Here is a 19,053-nt window from a genome sequence, read left to right on the forward strand (position 1 = left end):
CTAGAAACTAAAAAATATGGCAAAGGCAAGTACCAAAACAACAAAAAAACGTAAGGTTATCGTCGAATCTACCGGCGAAGCACACGTTGTTGCATCTTTCAATAACATCATCATATCGCTTACCAATAAAAAAGGTGATGTGATTTCATGGTCTTCCGCAGGAAAAATGGGATTCCGTGGTTCCAAAAAGAATACTCCCTATGCTGCTCAGGTGGCTGCAGAGGATTGTTCCAAGATTGCCCATGAAGCAGGGTTGCGCAAAGTTAAGGTGTATGTAAAGGGACCAGGAAATGGTAGAGAGTCTGCCATCCGTTCCATCCACAATTCAGGTATTGAAGTTACCGAGATTATAGATGTTACACCACTTCCACACAACGGTTGTAGACCTCCTAAAAGAAGAAGAGTTTAATTTTAAGTATATTCAACGGCCCAATAGGGTCTTCACTGAAGGTGCAGTTAGATTATCGAAGGATAAGCCTTAATTCATAATCGCACTTTCCAATTTAAAGAAGATGGCAAGATACACAGGACCAAAAACAAAGATCGCTAGAAAATTTGGAGAAGCGATTTTCGGTGACGACAAGTCTTTCGAAAAGAAAAATTATCCTCCAGGACAACACGGTAACAACAGACGCCGTGGTAAAAAATCAGAATACGCCATTCAGTTGGCAGAAAAGCAAAAAGCCAAGTATACCTACGGCATTTTGGAACGTCAGTTCCGTAATCTGTTTACAGAGGCCAAAAGAAAAGAAGGGGTAACGGGTGAAATACTTTTACAACTATGTGAATCCCGTCTGGATAACGTTGTGTACAGATTGGGTATTGCCCCATCAAGAAGGGGAGCTCGCCAGTTGGTATCTCACCGTCATATTACCGTTAACGGTAATGTGGTAAATATTCCTTCCTACTCCCTTAAAGCAGGCGATGTAGTGGGAGTTAGGGAAAAATCAAAATCCGTTCAGGCTATCGAAGATTCTTTGGCCAACAACAGCAGTGTATACGAGTGGATGACTTGGAATTCCGAAAAGAAGGAAGGAACCTATGTTTCCATTCCGGAAAGAATCCAAATCCCTGAAAATATCAAGGAGCAATTGATCGTCGAATTGTACTCTAAATAAGAATTCAACATTAATCCAATTATGGCATTACTTAATTTTCAGAAGCCCGATAAAGTTATAATGATCGATTCAACAGATTTCGAAGGGAAATTTGAATTCCGTCCTTTGGAACCTGGCTATGGATTAACAGTTGGGAATGCGCTGAGAAGGGTATTGCTTTCCTCTTTGGAAGGTTTTGCCATCACTTCTGTGCGCATAGATGGAGTTGAACATGAGTTTTCTGTTATCCCAGGCGTTGTTGAAGACGTAACTGAGATCATTTTGAACCTTAAGCAGGTTCGTTTTAAAAGACAGATTGATGATGTTGAGAGCGAGACTGTTTCCATTTCCGTTAGCGGAAAGGAACAATTGACCGCCGGTGATTTCCAAAAATTCATCTCAGGATACCAAGTGCTCAACCCAGAGTTGGTGATCTGTAACATGGATCCCAAAGTGAGCATCAACCTTGAGATCGTTATAGAAAAAGGACGTGGTTACGTTCCTGCCGAGGAAAACAAAAAATCCAATGCACCTTTGGGAAGCATTGCCGTGGATTCCGTTTACACTCCGGTGAAAAACGTAAAATACAGCATTGAGAACTTCAGGGTAGAGCAAAAGACCGATTACGAAAAATTGGTTTTCGAGATTCTTACCGATGGTTCCATCCACCCAAAAGATGCTTTGACCGAAGCTGCCAAAGTTTTGATCCATCACTTTATGTTGTTCTCCGATGAGCGCATCACCCTTGAGGCTGATGAAATCGCCCAAACAGAGACCTACGATGAGGAATCTTTGCACATGCGTCAGTTGTTGAAGACCAAATTGGTGGACATGGACCTTTCCGTAAGGGCCTTGAACTGCCTTAAAGCTGCCGAAGTGGATACTTTGGGAGACTTGGTTTCCTTCAACAAGAACGATTTGATGAAGTTCAGGAACTTTGGTAAAAAATCCTTGACCGAATTGGAAGAGTTGGTCATCAACAAAGGCCTACAATTTGGCATGGACCTTTCCAAATACAAATTAGATAAAGATTAATAATCATATTTTGCTCTCCCAATAACGTAGGGATTTGGTAGCAAGATGATAAATTGAAACAATGAGACACGGAAAGAAGTTTAATCACTTAGGAAGAAAATCGGCCCACAGAAAGGCTATGTTGGCCAATATGGCATGTTCCCTTATTGAGCATAAGAGAATCAATACCACAGTTGCCAAGGCCAAGGCTTTGAAACAGTTTGTTGAGCCCTTGATCACCAAGGCCAAGACAGAGAACAACCAAACTGCCGAAAAAGGCATGCACAACAGAAGGATTGTTTTCAGCAGCCTTAGAAACAAGGAGGCCATTACAGAACTTTTTGGAAGCGTAGCTGAAAAAGTTGCTGATAGACCAGGAGGATATACCCGAATCATCAAGTTGGGTAACCGTCTAGGGGATAACGCCGATATGGCCATGATAGAGTTGGTAGATTTCAATGAGCTATACAACGCAGGTCAGCCTAAGAAGAAAACCACAAGAAGAAGTAGAAGGGGAGGAACCAAGAAAGCTGAGCCTGTTGCGCCAGTGGCCGAAACCAAAACCGACGATTCTGAAGAATAAGAAGAATGTTATTAACTATTGTATTAGTGGAAAAAGGATAAGTGAGAACTTATCCTTTTTTTATGTTTTTTTGTCAAAACTGAAATTAGAGCACACAAATGAAGTATCACGCGAAAAAAAGAGCATTACTATTATTGGCCGATGGAACCATTTTTTATGGTAAGGCCGTGGGAGGAAAAGAAGGCACCGCTGTAGGAGAGGTATGTTTTAATACCGGGATGACCGGTTATCAGGAAATTTTCACAGACCCCTCTTATTTTGGGCAACTTATGGTGACCACCAATGCCCACATTGGGAACTATGGCACACATGCCGATGAGATTGAGTCTGATTCTGTAAAGATTGCCGGCCTTATCTGTAAAAATTTCAGTTATGAATACTCCAGGCCCAGCGCCAATATGAGTCTATTGGAGTTCTTGGACAAGAACAACCTTTTGGCCATTTCGGATGTGGATACCCGTGCTTTGGTAAGTTACATCAGGGACCATGGAGCCATGAACGCTTTGATATCTACCCGTGTGGATGAAATAGATGCCCTAAAGGAAGAGTTGAAGAGCGTTCCAAGTATGGAGGGTTTGGAACTTTCCTCCAAAGTGTCCACCAAAGAGCCGTATTACTATGGCGATGAAAATTCAACATACAAAATATCCGCTTTGGATATCGGTATCAAAAAGAACATCTTGCGAAACTTGGCGAAAAGAGGAGCTTACATCAAAGTCTTCCCTTACAATGCTTCTTTTGAAGAAATGAAGGAATGGAACCCGGATGGATATTTCATCTCCAATGGACCTGGTGATCCAGAGCCGTTGACGGATGCCATTGCCGCAGCCAAGAAAATGATTAATTCAGATAAACCACTCTTTGGGATTTGTTTGGGGCACCAAGTATTGGCCTTGGCCAATGGGGTTTCCACCTATAAAATGTACAACGGGCACAGGGGTATCAACCATCCTATCCTTAATTTGGTGACTGGGAAAGGGGAAATCACTTCACAAAACCACGGTTTTGCCATCAACAGGGAGGAGACCGAGGCCCATCCGGATTTGGAGATTACCCACACCCATTTGAACGACCAAACGGTGGCAGGGATTCGGATGAAGGACAAAGAGGTTTTCTCGGTACAATATCACCCAGAAGCCAGTCCCGGGCCACATGATGCCGATTATCTTTTCGACCAGTTTTTTGATGCAATCAAGACTGGGAAAAACTAAAACGTTATAGTTTATTTTTAGGTTATTTAGTACGTTTTATGGGCCTTGAGATAGGGTTAAAGGGACTCCTTTTCGTATCTTAGCCCAATTAATAGAAACCACAAACATTTAGTTAAAAATGAGCATTATTATCAACATTCATGCAAGACAGATATTGGATTCACGAGGAAATCCAACGGTAGAGGTAGATGTAGTTACCGAAAATGGAATTTTGGGAAGGGCTGCGGTACCTTCAGGAGCCTCAACAGGAGAGCATGAAGCTGTTGAGCTTAGGGATGGAGGAAACTCTTACATGGGTAAAGGTGTTGCCAAGGCCGTGGAGAATGTCAATTCAATCATTGCCGAAGAATTGGTGGGTGCCTCTGTGTTTGAGCAGAACCTTATAGACCAGACCATGATAGCGTTGGATGGAACAGCCAACAAATCCAAACTCGGCGCCAATGCCATTCTAGGAGTTTCCTTGGCCGTTGCCAAAGCTGCTGCCAATGAATTGGGGATGCCGTTGTATCGTTACATAGGTGGCGTAAGTGCCAACACACTTCCCGTACCCATGATGAACATTATCAATGGTGGTTCGCATTCAGATGCTCCTATCGCATTTCAAGAATTTATGGTAATGCCGGTCAAGGCCAAAGATTTTAGCCATGCCATGCAAATGGGGACCGAGATTTTCCACAACCTGAAAAAAGTATTGCACGATCGTGGTTTGAGTACTGCTGTTGGTGATGAAGGTGGTTTTGCACCTACTTTGGAGGGAGGTACCGAAGATGCTTTGGATACCATTGCCAAAGCCGTTGAAAAAGCAGGATACAAATTGGGCGATAATGTCATGATCGCTTTGGACTGTGCTTCTGCGGAGTTTTATGTGGATGGTAAATACGATTATACCAAGTTTGAAGGAGATAAAGGTGTTGTAAGAACATCGGAAGAACAGGCGCAGTACCTTGCAGACCTTTGTGAAAAATATCCAATCATCTCCATTGAGGACGGAATGGATGAAAATGACTGGGATGGATGGAAAATGCTTACCGATAAAGTTGGAGACAAGGTACAGTTGGTTGGGGACGATTTGTTCGTGACCAATGTGGAGCGTTTGTCTAGAGGTATAGAGAACGGTATTGCCAATTCCATCTTGATCAAAGTGAACCAAATAGGTACGCTTACAGAGACCATCGCTGCCGTGAACATGGCTAAAAATGCCGGATATACTTCAGTAATGTCGCACCGTTCCGGGGAGACCGAGGACAATACCATTGCCGATTTGGCCGTAGCATTGAACACAGGACAGATCAAGACCGGTTCTGCCTCAAGAAGTGACCGTATGGCAAAATACAACCAATTGTTGCGTATTGAGGAAGAATTGGGAAGTGTTGCTTACTATCCTCAAGAAAAAGCCTTCAAGGTAAATTAAATCATAATGTTTTTTTAGCATAAAAAAGCCTTTCTCGACAGAGAAAGGCTTTTTATTTGTAACAGTAGCAAACTTTCTATAAATTAATGTTTGAAACTAATCAAACTAAAATGTACCTATGAACAACTTCCTTTTTGTTGCAGCGGAAAATGATGGACTGGCCAATTGCAAGGCTGGCGGAATGGGCGATGTGGTACGGGATGTGCCACGGATGATTTCTGAACGTGGAGATAAGGTGCATGTTATCGTTCCTTCCTACGGGAGGCTACATCAAGGGGGATTGCTCAAGACAAACTTGAATTTCAGCTTACGGGGCTTGGGGTATATGGCAGAACTGTATGAGGTGAAGCCCAAAAAGGAGTTTCCCAATATTGTGCACTATGTGCTGCACCATCCTGAAATTGAAGCTGGGGATATCGCCCATATTTACCACAACGATCCAGAAGAACCTTTTTACACCGATGCCATAAAGTACTTCATTTTCTGTACCGCAGTGGCCGAAGCCATTAAAAAAGGAGCTTTTGGGGATTTGGATGTGGTGCACTTGCACGATTGGCATTCCAGCCTTCTGTTGTTTTTAAGACAATATCACCCCGAGTACAAGAACCTAAAGGATATTCGGTTTGTGTATAGCATCCATAATCTGGCCATTCAGGGAATACGCCCCTTTGATGATAATTATTCTTCAGTTAAAAACTGGTTTCCCAATGTACCCATAGATTATAAAGGGCTCATGGATTATCGGTACAAGGACTGTATCAATCTTATGGCTGTAGGAATCCGTTTTGCCGATGCGGTGCATACGGTTTCTCCCTCGTACAAGGAAGATATTTTATTGCCAAGTTCGCCCCCAGAATTTATAGGAGGTGAAGGGTTGGAAAGAGATTTGCAAAAGGCCGATGAGGAAGGAAGGCTGTTTGGAATCCTCAATGGATGCAATTACAAGAACATCAACCAAGAGGCAAAAGGGTTCATATACAGGAACACGGTTAAAGCCTTGTTTAAATGGTTGCAAGAAGAATCCAAAAAATACAAGGCAGATTTTCTGGCCCATACGGGGGAGAAAATCATGGAATATGTAGATAATAGACCCAAGTTCATTGCATCAAGTGTGGCCCGGTTAACGGAGCAAAAGTTCTATTTCTTTATGAGGTCTCCTGAAGCCTTTGTGGAAGTCCTTAAGAAACTGGAAAAAGTGGATGGCATTTTTATGTTGCTGGGGACTGGTGCACCGGAATATGAAGAACTCTTCAGAAAATTGAGCTACGAGCACAAAAACTTCATTTTTACCAATGGCCAATCTGAAAATTTGATTGACTCCATTTATCTGGAATCTGACCTTTATTTTATGCCCAGTCTTTTTGAGCCCTGTGGTATAAGCCAGATGTTGGCCATGCGCAACGGAAACCCCTGTTTGGTACACAATACAGGTGGGTTGAAGGATACGGTGAAACATATGAAGACAGGTTTCAGCTTTGATGGCGAAAACTATGATGAAAAAATAAAGAACATGTTGGATGTGCTAGATGAAGCACTGGATGTTTATGTAAACGATAAACCAACCTGGAAGAAAGTCCAGGCTTCAGCCAAACGCATGCGATTTACTTGGAAGAAGTCGGTGGATGAGTATTATAAGCTCTTGTATCGATTAGATTCATAACAATTTTTTGGCAATTGATATTTTACTGTTAATACCAACACAAATGGTCATTGTAAATTGTTAATGATTCCGCTTTTTCGTATTTTTCCACTTCTATTTTTACTAATCTATTAAAACATAAAATGTCGGATACAGCTATACTCGAATATGGAGGGAAACGGTATGAATTTCCCGTGGTGAAAGGTACTGAAGATGAATTGGCAATTGATATAAAAAGCTTGAGGGCAGAAAGTGGGATAGTGACTCTGGACCCAGGGTACAAGAATACAGGATCCTGCGAAAGTGCCATCACCTTTTTGGACGGAGAAAAAGGGATTCTAAGGTATCGTGGGTACTCCATTGAAGAGCTGGCAGAAAAGGCCGACTTTTTGGAAGTGGCATATCTGTTAATTTTTGGCGAATTGCCCAATAAAGAACAGTTGGAAAAATTCCATAGTGATATCAAAGAGGAATCACAAGTGGATGAAGAGATGAAGAAAATCTTGGACGGCTTTCCAAAATCCGCCCATCCAATGGGGGTGCTATCATCACTTACCAGTGCTTTGGTAGCTTTTAATCCTAGCTCGGTGGATGTCTCTTCCGAAAGCGCCATGTACAACTCCATTGTACGCATTTTGGCAAAGTTTCCAGTACTAGTGGCATGGACCCAGCGTAAGAAAAAGGGATTGCCATTGGACTATGGTGATGACACTTTGGGATATGTAGAGAACATTCACAAGATGATGTTCAAAAGACCCAATCAAGAGTATAAAAAAGACCTTATCGCCATTAATGCATTAGATAAGTTGTTGATTTTGCATGCAGACCATGAACAGAACTGTTCTACATCAACTGTTCGTATAGTTGGATCATCACATGCAGGTCTCTTTGCGTCACTTTCAGCAGGGATTTCTGCCCTTTGGGGACCACTGCACGGTGGGGCCAATCAAGCTGTTTTGGAAATGTTGGAAGCCATTCAGGAAGATGGAGGTGATACTAAAAAATACATGGCCAAGGCCAAGGATAAGAACGACCCTTTCAGATTGATGGGTTTTGGGCACCGAGTGTACAAAAATTTTGATCCAAGAGCAAGGATCATCAAAAAAGCTGCGGACGAGGTGTTGGGCAACTTAGGGATAGATGATCCCATTTTGGACATTGCCAAAGGATTGGAAAAAGAAGCCTTGGAGGATAAATACTTTGTGGACCGCAAGTTATACCCTAATGTGGATTTTTACTCAGGAATCATTTATCGCGCTTTGGGAATCCCTACCGAAATGTTCACCGTTATGTTTGCCTTGGGTAGATTACCTGGTTGGATTGCACAATGGAGAGAAATGCGATTACGCAAAGAACCTATAGGAAGACCCCGACAAGTGTATATAGGCGAAAACTTAAGGTCTTTTGTGCCATTGGAGAAAAGATAAATACAGAAGGATATCGAAAATAAAAAAGGCGATTGAATTATTTCAATCGCCTTTTTTCTTGGGACTTTTTTCAGGGGGCACCAATGTCGGAATCAAGGTTTAACAATCTATCATTCTCATAGCATAATCGCATAATTTCACGATGGTAGTGTTCTTGTATTTCAGATATTTCATGGTTCAAAATCAAATCCTTGGAGTGTTGAAATTGCTTATGCAAAAAATCATGAGCATCTATATAGCTTAAATTTTTAAGTGTGGAATCCAAAGAGGAACCATACTTTTTAATGGATGCTTCAACCTTTTCCATATCCCGGCCGCTTTCCTTAAAAGCGTTGACAAACTTTGTAACTGCCTTTACGGGAAAATCCTCCTCGGCAATACATTCCTTAAATTTGGCAGAGTATACCATAGGCTGTTGTTGTCCGGAGTTTGGACGACTTCTAAAAAGGTCTCCATAATGCGCTGCGTTGATATGGCCAAGGACCGCGATCAAACCAGCAATCAAAACGGAAGAAAACACAATTCTTTTCATTTGTAAGAAAAATCTTAATACAAATGTAATGATAAAAAAGGTAATATCCACATTTATTCATTAAAAAAGAACATTAAGAGGTAGGTTTTAATGACATGATAATCAAAGTATTGTGATTTTTTAAGATTGTTGATTCCTATTGGGAAAAACATATAGAGTGGTTAGGCTTTTTTTCTTTTCCTACAAATGGGAAATAGGTAGTAAAACACTAGATTTGCCTTAAATTTTTTATGGAAAAACCCCATTTGCCTTGATGTATATGGAGGTAGAATAGTGAAAATCGGTATGATGCAATTGAACATTGTTGATGAAACCAGCCCATTAAAGGCAGTGATTTTAGGAACAGCTAAGAGCTGCGGACCTGTGCCCAGCCCAGATGAGGCATATGACCCAAAATCCTTGGAGCATATTTTAGCAGGAACATATCCTAAAGAAGCAGATATGGAAAAGGAGATGGATGCCTTTGCCAAGGTATTCCAAAAGTATGGCGTGGAGGTATATCGCCCAGAGATATTGCAGGACTGCAATCAGATTTTTGCCCGTGACATTGCTTTTGTGATTGAGGATAAGCTTTTTCACGCCAATATCCTTCCCGATCGCGAACGGGAGTTTGTGGCCATTCATGAGGTGTTGGACAGGATAGACCCCAACAAGGTCATTCGCCCCCCAGAAGAAGTCCATATTGAAGGAGGGGACGTAATGCCTTGGAACGATTATATCTTTATAGGAACCTATACCGGCCCCGACTATCCGGATTATATCACGGCACGTACCAATAAGGAAGCCGTGGAGTACATCCGAAGGATGTTTCCCCACAAAACCGTAAAGTCTTTTGAACTACGAAAATCCAACACCGACCCAAAGGAAAATGCCCTGCATTTGGACTGCTGTTTTCAGCCTGTGGGAAAGGACAAGGCCATTTTGCACCGAAATGGATTTCTGTTGGAAGAGGAATACCAATGGTTGGTAGACCATTTTGGAAAGGACAATGTTTTTGAGATTAACAAAGACGAGATGTACCAAATGTTCAGCAACGTATTTTCCATTTCCCCCGAAGTGGTGGTATCCGAAAAAGGATTTACCCGACTCAACAACTGGTTATGGGAACAAGGTTTTACGGTAGAGGAAATCCCCTATGCCGAAATCGCCAAACAAGAAGGGTTACTTCGTTGCAGTACCATGCCTTTGATTCGGGAATAATACCCACCTTTGCCTAGAGAAACTTAACAAAACAAGCATTGAGAACACAGATTACCAATACCATTCTCATGATTCGCCCGGTGGCTTTCCGGATGAACGAACAAACGGCGGTCAACAATTATTTTCAGGAAGACCTTGACCTAAAGAATACAGAAATCAACCAAAAGGCGCAACAGGAGTTTGACACTTTTGTGCAGGAGCTTCAGAATCACGGGGTCCAAGTGGTCGTGGTGGACGATATCAAGGAACAGGACACCCCGGATTCCATTTTTCCGAACAACTGGGTTTCCTTTCATGAAGATGGGACGGTATGCGTATATCCGATGTTCGCGGAAAACCGAAGAAAGGAACGCCGGGAAGATATTTTGGACATTCTGGAGCAGCAAGGTTTTGCCATCAACAATATCATGGACTATACCGAGGCCGAGGAAGAGGGTGTGTTTTTGGAGGGAACGGGTAGTATCCTTTTGGATCGCGTTCATCAAAAGGCGTATTGCGCCCTATCAGAACGGGCCCATGAGGAACTTTTTATTGAGTTCTGTGAAGATTTTGACTGTTTCCCTGTCATTTTCACGGCCAACCAGACCGTGGACGGGCAGCGTTTGCCCATTTACCACACCAATGTGATGATGGCCATGGCCGAGACCTTTTCGGTGATTTGTTTGGCTACTATCGATGACAAAAAGGAACGCAAGAATGTAGTAGACCATCTTAAGATGGACGGTAAGGAAATCATCGACATTACCGAGGAACAGATGTACCACTTTGCTGGGAACATGCTCCAAGTAATAGGGGCCAATGACCAACGTTTTATGGTGATGAGTTCAGCCGCCTACAACAGTCTCCGCAATGATCAGATCAAGGCCATTGAAAAGCATTGTGCCATCATTCACAGTCCGTTGGATACTATCGAGACATGCGGTGGCGGTAGTGCCCGCTGTATGATGGCGGAAGTGTTTTTGCCCAAAGCATAGGGGTTCGACACGAATTGCACTAATTTTCTCGAATGCTTTGACGTCATTCTGAGCAAAGCGAAGAATCTCTTCTGAGGTTTTGACACAAATGGCACCAATTTTCTCGAATGCTCTAGGTCATTTCGAGCCCTGTCCTGAATGTATGGCGAAGGAGTTGTGGGAAATTATTTTGGTTTGACAAGAATGGCACGAATTATCTCTAATGCCCCAGGTCATTTCGAACGAATGTGAGAAATCTGTTGGTTGGGATTTCTCAATCGATGCGCTGCATCTCACTTCGAAATGACCAATGACTGGATGGGAGTTTATTTTCTTGAAGTTTTCAGTAGCTTCTTCAATTGAGGCCGCCAGCTCAAAAAGAACTCAGTAATCATCAAAGGGTATACCCAACAAATCCATTCGTAAATGGTATACCGCATGGTTTCGTCCTCAATAAAACTAAAGATTCCGGTAAAGTAATCAACCTCTGGCAACAATCGGATAAAAACAAAGGCAAGCCCGCAAACATAACTACGGATCATAAATTCTTTATGCACCTTCACATTGCGTTTTCGGATGCTGATATAGGCCATGATTGTGGTAAAGATCCAGATAGTGGCCAATAAGGCCAAGGATGGAATGGCACCGGGTAAAGAATAGGTGGTCACCAAAAGCACATATACTGTTAGTGCGGAAACCAGCGACCCGATAATATAGATTTTGCCAGAAATCCTATGAAACTTTAAAAATCGGTTTCGGATGTAAGGTATAAATTGCAGGGGGCCGAGAAAAAGGGTAGTTGCAGCTGGAGCAAAATGTGCAACCAGCCACCATTTGTATTTTAATTTTACTTCGCTTACTTCAGACGGGTTATAGAAAATATAACTTTCAACATTGGTAAGGTAATAATAGGTCGATACAAGGAGTACAATGCCCCAGAAAAATAAGTTCCCCAACAGTATTTTACGCTTTCTCGTTAACATATTTAAAAGTATTAGGTTAACCTAGCGGGGAACTTCTTTAAATATACAATAATTAGTATGCCAGTTTATCCTTTCTTTCGAAACGAGCTCAAAAAAACTGTAGCCATAAACACCATAAAAAAAGCGAAGGGCAGGGAAGTGATGATGAGCAGTTTTTGAACGGCAGTAAGTACATCAATGTCTGGTTTGGCATTGCCTAGGAGAATGAGCGCCAAGGTGGCCAGCAAAATAAAGATGGACCAGATAAGTCGATGTTTTTTCTGAGGATTGGGATTGCCCTTGTCCGTGAACATGCTCAATACAAATACGGCAGAATCCACGGAAGTGACCAAAAAGCTCACCAGCAATAAAATGGTGATGCCATTGAGCAGTCCCGAAAACGGGTATTCCCCAAAAAAGATAAAGATGGACGAGAATACACTGCCAAACTCATTGTTGTAACTGCCCCAACTTTCAATAATTTCAAAAGCCGAAGTGCCAAAAACCGAAAACCAAAAGAAAGTCCCCAACGAAGGGATGATCAAAACCCCCAACAACATTTGCCGCAAGGTGCGCCCTCGTGAAATCCGGGCGATGAAAATACCGGTAAAGGGAGCCCAAGCCAACCAGAAGGCCCAGTAGTAAAACGTCCAATCAGTGAGGAAGTCGATGCCGGGGTTGTAGCGCCCCACCGCGATGCTCATCGGAACAAAATCCATGAGGTAGTGCCAAGAGGTCTTTCCGAAGGAAAGCAGGATATCCCCCATATTGCTATTGACGAACACAAAGGCCAACAACAGCAGCGTCACCAAAATATTGAATTTGGAAATCCGTTTAATGCCCTTGTCCACCCCCAACCACACCGAGACAAACGCAATGGCGGAAATCAAAATGGCCAGCAGTAAAGTAATCGTCACCCCAAAATTGGACTGAAACACATGGTTGAGCCCTCCCGTAATCTGGGCAGTGCCCAGACCTATGGCGGCGATCAACCCGAAAACGGTGGTGATGATGGCCAGAATATCCACCGCATTGGCGCGTTTGACGCCCTTAAATTTTTGTGGAATGGAACTGCTCACCAGTACTTTCTGGTGTTTGGCAAAGAGCGCATGGCCAATGATCAGGGCAAACAGTCCATAAAAGGCCCACGCGGTAAAGCCCCATTGGTAAAAGGTGAACTCCAACGCCAAGATTTCCGGGGTGGTGTTGGAGGCAAAAGGCGGGTTTTGCTGCATAAAAACAGGTTCCTGCACCGCCCTGAGCAAAATTCCGGCTCCCATGCCTGTACTGTAGAGCATACTGGCCCACGCCCATGTGGAATGTTCCGGTTTTTCGTTGGGTTTGCCCAATTTGAGCTTCCCCCATGGCGATACGGCAATGCCCAAGAGCAGCAGTACGCAGCCGAGGCCCAGATACAGGTAAAAATACCCAAAGTGGCTCCGCACCCAGAGTGAGAGCACTTCAATGGATTGGTAGCTCCACTCCGTAAACAGGAACACCACTGCCGAAAACAGCAACAGCAGCCCGGTGGAGACCGCCAATAGTGGGTTATGTTTTAAGAAGTTGTAAATGCCGACCTTATTTTGTCATTTTGAGCAAAGCGAAAAATCTCATTTTGTCTTGCCTAAGATAACAGGAAATCTGCACTTCTCATTTCGAGCTTTTGCTTGTCATTTCGAACCTTGTCCTGAGCGAAGTCGAAGGAGCTGTGAGAAATCTAAGGGTGGGTTGGGATTTCTCAATCGTCCCGCTGGCTATCGGGACTCATATCGAAATGACTACTGGCTGGCCTTGTCATCTTGAGCGGAGTCGAAAGGTAGACAGGGCATCTCGACTGTCCGTCCGAACGGACAGGCATGCGAGAAATCTCTTTTCGGAGTTTGACACGAATTACACGGATTTTCTCGAATCCTCTATGTCATTTCGAACGAATGTGAGAAATCTATGGGTGGTTGGGATTTCTCAATCAATGCTTTGCATTTCATATCGAAATGACGATTTGCCTGTTTTGTCATTTCGAGCGCCCGCCTGACCGGACGGGCAGGCATGTGAGAAATCTCTTTTTGGGTTGACACTGATTCCACAAATTTTCTCGAATGCTCTAGGTCATTTCGAACGGACGTGAGAAATCTATGGACGGGTCGGGATTTCTCAATCGTCCCGCTGGCTATCGGGACTCATATCGAAATGACGGTTAGCCTGTTTTTTGTCATTTCGAGCGCCCGCCTGACCGGACGGGCAGGCATGTGAGAAATCTCTTTTCGGGGTTGACACGGATTACACGAATTATCTCGAAAGCTACCGTCACCCTGAACTTGTTTCAGGGTCTTATGCTTTGGGATGGGATGCCGAAACGAGCTCGCCTGTACCATTCGGGCAGGTTCGGCATGACGCAGGATGGACATTGTTCATTGTAAATTGCTAATTGTACATTGTAATAGGCTTTCTCGCTATGCCTTGTAAGATATTTTGGTAAAAAAGTTTATATTAGGTTGATATTTAGAAGTTTCCCTCCCCGAAATATATTTTTTTCCGACGACTTTTATTCACATTGAATACGGCTTCATGTTACTAAATATTTTAAAATGGCAACGGTAAATCAAGTACTTAGATCATATGGCGCTGCGGTTCGAAGAGCTGAAAGAGAGCAGCAGAGAAGGGCACGAGAGGCAGCAAAAAGATTTAGGGAGCAGCAAAAGTTTCAAGCTATTGAAGATGCAAGACAAGCGGTTTCTGATTATAACTACTATGTGGAACTGTTACAATCGGTACACAAGAATTGTACTGAAACAGTAAGTTGGGAAATAATAAGAAATGAACCAAAGCCTTCTGAACCAGAAATTTCGGATACTTTTGAGATTGTCGCTAAAAACAAATTAGACTTGTTTAAACCATCATTTATGGATAAGATGTTTGGTTCTTCAAAAAAGAAAATTGAGCGATTAAAGAAGGAAGTTGAGAGGGCAAAGGAAAAAGATAAAAAGAAGAACGACCTGAATTTTGAACAATACAAAATAGAATTGGAAAATTGGGAAGAACTTCAAGAAATATGTAGTGGGGTTGAAGGCAAGGACACGGAAAGCTATAAACAAGTAATAGAATATTTTGACCCTTTCTCAGATATTGGGGAATTGGGTTCAAAGTTAAACATTTCTTTCACGGAGCGTTTTATTGATGTAGACATACATGTGAACAGCATAGACATAATTCCTGATTATGTACTGACTCAAACTTCGACAGGTAAACTTTCAAAAAAGAATATGCCGAAATCGAAATTCAATGAGTTATATCAGGATCATATTTGCAGTGCAGTGATTAGAATCGCTAGAGAGATTTTTGCCTATTTGCCCGTAGAATATGTTAGAGTTAATGCGGTGTCAAATCTCTTGAATTCAAAAACAGGACATTTAGAGGAAACTTCTATTCTTTCTGTCATCATGCCACCTGAAACCATCCAATCGCTAAATCTTGAATCAATAGACCCTTCAGATAGTATGCAAAACTTTGTTCACAATATGAAATTCACTAAAACAGGCGGGTTTAAGGGAGTGGACAAGGTAGTCTTAGAAAAGTAATTAGAATTAAATTTCTTTAAAAATGAAGGCTTATTGTGAGTCAGTAAGACATTAAACTTGCTGCAACTTCAACACAATTCCTTTGATCGCTTCTACAACATCTTGCACCTCCCTTCGGGAGAAGGTGTCTTCTTCCAAAAAGAACAACATAAAAATTCCCAACTCTAAAATTTGGGCCAACTTTTCAGGTGAGCCGTAGCCGTCTACAATCCATTCTTTAAAAGTCTCGTCTTTTTCCATAATAGGAGCAAAAAAAGCGTTTTTCGGTAATGGATGCATGTCATATATGACAAGAGGGGTAAAAGGTGTTGGGTGAAAGGTTAAAGCGATAAACTAAAAAATCAACATTTAAAACTCAACCCTTACAACTACTCTTCCACAGTAAATTTCCGTATGGCTTGGTTGGGCTCCATAATGGTATGGCCTTGCCAAAACCCGGGGTCATAGGTGGGCATATAGGTGGCGCGTGCGGTCTTGTCCTCTTTAAAGTTGGTAAACCGGGCTTCGGGCACCACTTCTTGGTCAAACACCACCAGTTCCCATTTTTGGGTGGGGCTCATCCTAAAATCTATGTTCAGCGAGAGTTCGTTCTGCTTGCGGCGGCCCTTTACGTGCTTGTTCTTTTCGATCACCTTTAGCGGGCGGTCCACGGCAAAGTAGCGGCCAAAGGTAAAGTCCATAAAGCGGAGGTCGTACTTGCCATTGGGCAGTTGGGCAAAGCGCATGGTACCCTTGTAGAGCACTTCGCGGTAGGTAATGCCCAACAGCCTAAAATTGCGCAGGCGCTCGGTGTTCTGCACATCCAGCCGCATAATGGCAAAGTCGGAGATGTTTATATAGAGGCGGCCCTTGAACTCGGCACTGCCCCGCTTGGGTTCATAGTCTATCACGTAGACCCCGGCATCGTCCATTTCGGCATAGCCGGCCAGGGTAAAGGCGTACTTTCGAGTCTTTCGGGTAAGGTCCAGCTGGCTGTCCTCTTGGTAGTAGAGTTCGTTCAGGAGTTCTTTGAACGCGCTTCGTTGGGCATCCACCAGGCCGGAGATGGTGTCCTTTTCCACTTCGTCCTGTATCTTTTGGGCCTCTTCCTCCGCCATTTCGCTGAGGATGGAATCTACCTGCACCTTTTGGCTAAAAATACCCGATTTGATCTTCAGATAGGAGTCCGGTTTTATGTTCTGCGTAAAAATGGTCTGCATGCGTTCGCCCAGTTCCTCAAAGGAACCCACTTGGTTCTTGTCGTACAGGTCGGCCGCCTTGATGATGTCCAGTTTGTATTTGCCGTTGTGTTTGTATAGGTCGCCCAGACTTTCGGTATAGGTTTTGGCGTTTTTGGGGATGCTTGCCGCAATGCTGTCCATGAGCCCTTTATTGAGCTCCGCAATGCTGGATTCCTCAAACCCGAAGTCCACCTTGGTAATGGTGGCCAGCTCGGACTGCCGTAAAAAGAAGCGCTGTTTCACGGGTTCCTTGTTGATGTTCTGCGGAAGGCGCTCCACCATTTTTTCGATGATCTCGTCCACGGTAAGCTCCTTGTCGAACACGTACACGCCGCTGAGTTCAATGGCCTTGGGTTGAAGGAGTACCACACTGTCCTGCAACTGGGCAAGGGCAAAGCCCTGTTTGGCGTACCCCATAGAGGAGATGTAAATGGAATCGGGTGCGGAGGCGGCTTCCAAAGTAAAGCTGAAACGGCCTTCATCGTTGGTGATCGTGCCTTGGTGTTCGCCGTACTGTACCGTGGCATACGGAATGCCTTTTTGGGTCTTGGCATCCACCAGTCGGGAGCTGATGGTCTGGGCGGTCATGGGCAGGGCCATGAGGAAAAGTAACACTGGAAAGATCTTGGTGTTGGGCAAGGTCATCTGTTCGTTTTTGATGTATTTTTTATAAAGACAGGGCAACTGCTAAAAGGTTGCACACGGGTTAGACGATTTAAGAGGGAATTTGTAACAAACGTACCTAAGTCTTGTCACATCGAGCGCAGTCGAGATGTTTTGTCCACCTTTCGACTGCGCTCAAGATGACAAAACACATAATGGTTTGACACGAATGTCACGGATTTCTCGAATGTTCTATGTCATTTCGAACGAATGTGAGAAATCTATGGGTTAGTTGGGATTTCTCAATCGTCCCGACAGTTTTCGGGACTCATGTCGAAATGACGTTTTGCCTGTTGTTGTCATTTCGAGCGCCCGCCTGACCGGACGGGCAGGCATGTGAGAAATCTCTTTTTGTTGGACACGAATGTCACGGATTTACTCGAATGTTCTATGTCATTTCGAACGAATGTGAGAAATCTATGGGTGGTTGGGATTTCTCAATCGATGCTTTGCATCTTATGTCGAAATGATGTTTTTTTTGTTGGACACGAATGCCACAAATTTACTCGAATACCCTATGCCTAAACTTTGAACCTAGACCTGCTCCCTTGCCACCACTACCATTTTGTAGACGTAGTATAGGGGTATAAGGCCATTGAGTACCCATAATCCAATAAGTAACTGAACATCTGCAGTATTGATCCAGCCTTTTATTTTTAAAAGAATGATTCCGGTGGTGATCAAAAAGGCCATTACAAAACAGAAGTTCATTACTGAAAGCATTCGCAATGCCAATGGGTATAGCTTGGGGGCATTTTCCTCGGTAACTTTTACCGGATAGTTCATGAGCCACGGTTTTAATTTGGTGGCAATTAGGCCCATGGCAAGGTACAGTCCAGCACTGAGCATGGGAATGGCCCACAAGGTAGATTTAGGTCCATAACCATCTACCCGCCCCTGAAAGTTGAAGTGCGTGGGGATGGTTTCGGGGAGATCAAAATAGACTCCCAGTACCAAAAAGACATTGAAGGCCACGACCATCCACCCCGCGCGATACAGTTTTTGATCTGTTGGGGAAGGTTTTACCTCAATTTTCGGTTGTTTTTTAAACAGGCTCATAGGTCTTCAATGGAGGTTGGTGTATTGTTCGCTTTCTGGTCCAATAATTTCTTGAAGAATTTCTGAACGGCCTTGGTGTCCGATATAACTTTGATATAGTGATGGTCCATATGGATGGAGTGCACGGCCATGTCTCCTTTGTACAGCGTTAATTTGTAATAGGGGATAACGAGTCCGTAGGTTTCCAATAGCGACCTAAACCGTACAATGATACCCTTGGGCCTGAGTTCTATGTTGCAACTGTTCAGGTTGTTGTCCAAAATAAGCAGGTTTTGGATTTCCACACTGGTCTCGGTGATAAAGAGTTTTGGGGAGCCAATCCCGCCCATGGCGAATCTTTCCCTTAAGGGAAAAGGTTTTCCTACCGAAGCATCAATTTTTCGGGTAATGTCTTTATCGGAATAAGAGACGTTCAGAAGCATGCCTAAAAATACTCAAAATTGTGTGGATGTGTAATGCTGCGTGGCAGAAATAGTAAAACAAAAGCGCAAAAAAATGTGTAGTTTT

General features: G+C 43.3%; 18 protein-coding genes. 11 read left to right on the forward strand and 7 right to left on the reverse strand.

The window, feature by feature from the left end; genetic code table 11:
• Positions 1–16 precede the first annotated feature (16 nt).
• From rpsK to ACP14V_RS03810, 8 genes are all read left to right on the forward strand, one after another.
• Complete coding sequence (gene rpsK, locus ACP14V_RS03775) at positions 17–409, forward strand: 30S ribosomal protein S11 (RefSeq protein ID WP_272609400.1); 393 nt, start codon at positions 17–19, stop codon at positions 407–409.
• Between the two features lie 103 nt (positions 410–512).
• Entirely contained in the window at positions 513–1,118 is a 606-nt protein-coding gene (gene rpsD / locus ACP14V_RS03780; protein ID WP_136565630.1) for a 30S ribosomal protein S4, read from the forward strand.
• Between the two features lie 21 nt (positions 1,119–1,139).
• A complete protein-coding gene (locus ACP14V_RS03785) occupies positions 1,140–2,132 on the forward strand; it encodes a DNA-directed RNA polymerase subunit alpha (protein WP_116218571.1) in 993 nt (330 codons plus the stop codon).
• Positions 2,133–2,193: 61 nt separating this feature from the next.
• The gene (gene rplQ / locus ACP14V_RS03790; RefSeq protein WP_129653234.1) at positions 2,194–2,694 is read left to right on the forward strand and encodes a 50S ribosomal protein L17; all 501 of its coding nucleotides are present in this window, start codon (positions 2,194–2,196) and stop codon (positions 2,692–2,694) included.
• A 98-nt stretch (positions 2,695–2,792) separates the two neighbouring features.
• Complete coding sequence (gene carA, locus ACP14V_RS03795; RefSeq protein ID WP_129653233.1) at positions 2,793–3,905, forward strand: glutamine-hydrolyzing carbamoyl-phosphate synthase small subunit; 1,113 nt, start codon at positions 2,793–2,795, stop codon at positions 3,903–3,905.
• 118 nt (positions 3,906–4,023) lie between these two features.
• Entirely contained in the window at positions 4,024–5,316 is a 1,293-nt protein-coding gene (gene eno, locus ACP14V_RS03800) for a phosphopyruvate hydratase (RefSeq protein WP_272609401.1), read from the forward strand.
• A 118-nt stretch (positions 5,317–5,434) separates the two neighbouring features.
• Entirely contained in the window at positions 5,435–6,976 is a 1,542-nt protein-coding gene (locus ACP14V_RS03805) for a glycogen synthase (protein WP_272609402.1), read from the forward strand.
• Positions 6,977–7,098: 122 nt separating this feature from the next.
• Complete coding sequence (locus tag ACP14V_RS03810; RefSeq protein WP_136565634.1) at positions 7,099–8,382, forward strand: citrate synthase; 1,284 nt, start codon at positions 7,099–7,101, stop codon at positions 8,380–8,382.
• A gap of 70 nt (positions 8,383–8,452) precedes the next feature.
• Here the strand turns inward: ACP14V_RS03810 and ACP14V_RS03815 are convergent, their stop codons facing one another.
• Positions 8,453–8,914 carry a hypothetical protein gene (locus ACP14V_RS03815; protein WP_272609403.1) on the reverse strand — a complete coding sequence of 154 codons (462 nt, stop codon included), beginning with the start codon at positions 8,912–8,914 and terminating at the stop codon, positions 8,453–8,455.
• A 285-nt stretch (positions 8,915–9,199) separates the two neighbouring features.
• Here ACP14V_RS03815 and ACP14V_RS03820 point away from each other — a divergent pair, with 285 nt between their 5' ends.
• Both ACP14V_RS03820 and ctlX read left to right on the forward strand, forming a co-directional pair.
• A complete protein-coding gene (locus tag ACP14V_RS03820) occupies positions 9,200–10,114 on the forward strand; it encodes a dimethylarginine dimethylaminohydrolase family protein (RefSeq protein WP_272609404.1) in 915 nt (304 codons plus the stop codon).
• Positions 10,115–10,182: 68 nt separating this feature from the next.
• Complete coding sequence (gene ctlX / locus ACP14V_RS03825) at positions 10,183–11,088, forward strand: citrulline utilization hydrolase CtlX (RefSeq protein ID WP_409557933.1); 906 nt, start codon at positions 10,183–10,185, stop codon at positions 11,086–11,088.
• Between the two features lie 305 nt (positions 11,089–11,393).
• On the opposite strand, the gene ACP14V_RS03830 is transcribed toward ctlX, so the two are convergent.
• Both ACP14V_RS03830 and ACP14V_RS03835 read right to left on the reverse strand, forming a co-directional pair.
• Positions 11,394–12,050: a DUF2306 domain-containing protein gene (locus ACP14V_RS03830; RefSeq protein WP_136565637.1), complete on the reverse strand. Its 657-nt coding sequence runs from the start codon at positions 12,048–12,050 to the stop codon at positions 11,394–11,396.
• 65 nt (positions 12,051–12,115) lie between these two features.
• Positions 12,116–13,570 carry a BCCT family transporter gene (locus ACP14V_RS03835; RefSeq protein WP_424987876.1) on the reverse strand — a complete coding sequence of 485 codons (1,455 nt, stop codon included), beginning with the start codon at positions 13,568–13,570 and terminating at the stop codon, positions 12,116–12,118.
• Positions 13,571–14,614: 1,044 nt separating this feature from the next.
• Between ACP14V_RS03835 and ACP14V_RS03840 the strand changes: the two genes are divergently transcribed.
• Positions 14,615–15,604, forward strand: coding sequence for a hypothetical protein (locus ACP14V_RS03840; RefSeq protein ID WP_272609406.1), 990 nt, complete (start codon positions 14,615–14,617; stop codon positions 15,602–15,604).
• Positions 15,605–15,655: 51 nt separating this feature from the next.
• Here the strand turns inward: ACP14V_RS03840 and ACP14V_RS03845 are convergent, their stop codons facing one another.
• From ACP14V_RS03845 to ACP14V_RS03860, 4 genes are all read right to left on the reverse strand, one after another.
• The gene (locus ACP14V_RS03845; RefSeq protein ID WP_272609407.1) at positions 15,656–15,844 is read right to left on the reverse strand and encodes a hypothetical protein; all 189 of its coding nucleotides are present in this window, start codon (positions 15,842–15,844) and stop codon (positions 15,656–15,658) included.
• 128 nt (positions 15,845–15,972) lie between these two features.
• The gene (locus ACP14V_RS03850; protein ID WP_272609408.1) at positions 15,973–17,469 is read right to left on the reverse strand and encodes a carboxypeptidase-like regulatory domain-containing protein; all 1,497 of its coding nucleotides are present in this window, start codon (positions 17,467–17,469) and stop codon (positions 15,973–15,975) included.
• Positions 17,470–18,021: 552 nt separating this feature from the next.
• Complete coding sequence (locus ACP14V_RS03855) at positions 18,022–18,546, reverse strand: DUF1648 domain-containing protein (RefSeq protein ID WP_136565642.1); 525 nt, start codon at positions 18,544–18,546, stop codon at positions 18,022–18,024.
• The gene (locus ACP14V_RS03860) at positions 18,543–18,968 is read right to left on the reverse strand and encodes a hypothetical protein (RefSeq protein WP_272609409.1); all 426 of its coding nucleotides are present in this window, start codon (positions 18,966–18,968) and stop codon (positions 18,543–18,545) included. The genes ACP14V_RS03855 and ACP14V_RS03860 overlap by 4 nt, the downstream gene beginning before the upstream one ends.
• Positions 18,969–19,053 lie beyond the last annotated feature (85 nt).

It is taken from the genome of Flagellimonas alvinocaridis (genome assembly GCF_965248585.1).
In the GTDB taxonomy this organism is placed as follows: Bacteria; Bacteroidota; Bacteroidia; order Flavobacteriales; family Flavobacteriaceae; genus Flagellimonas; species Flagellimonas alvinocaridis.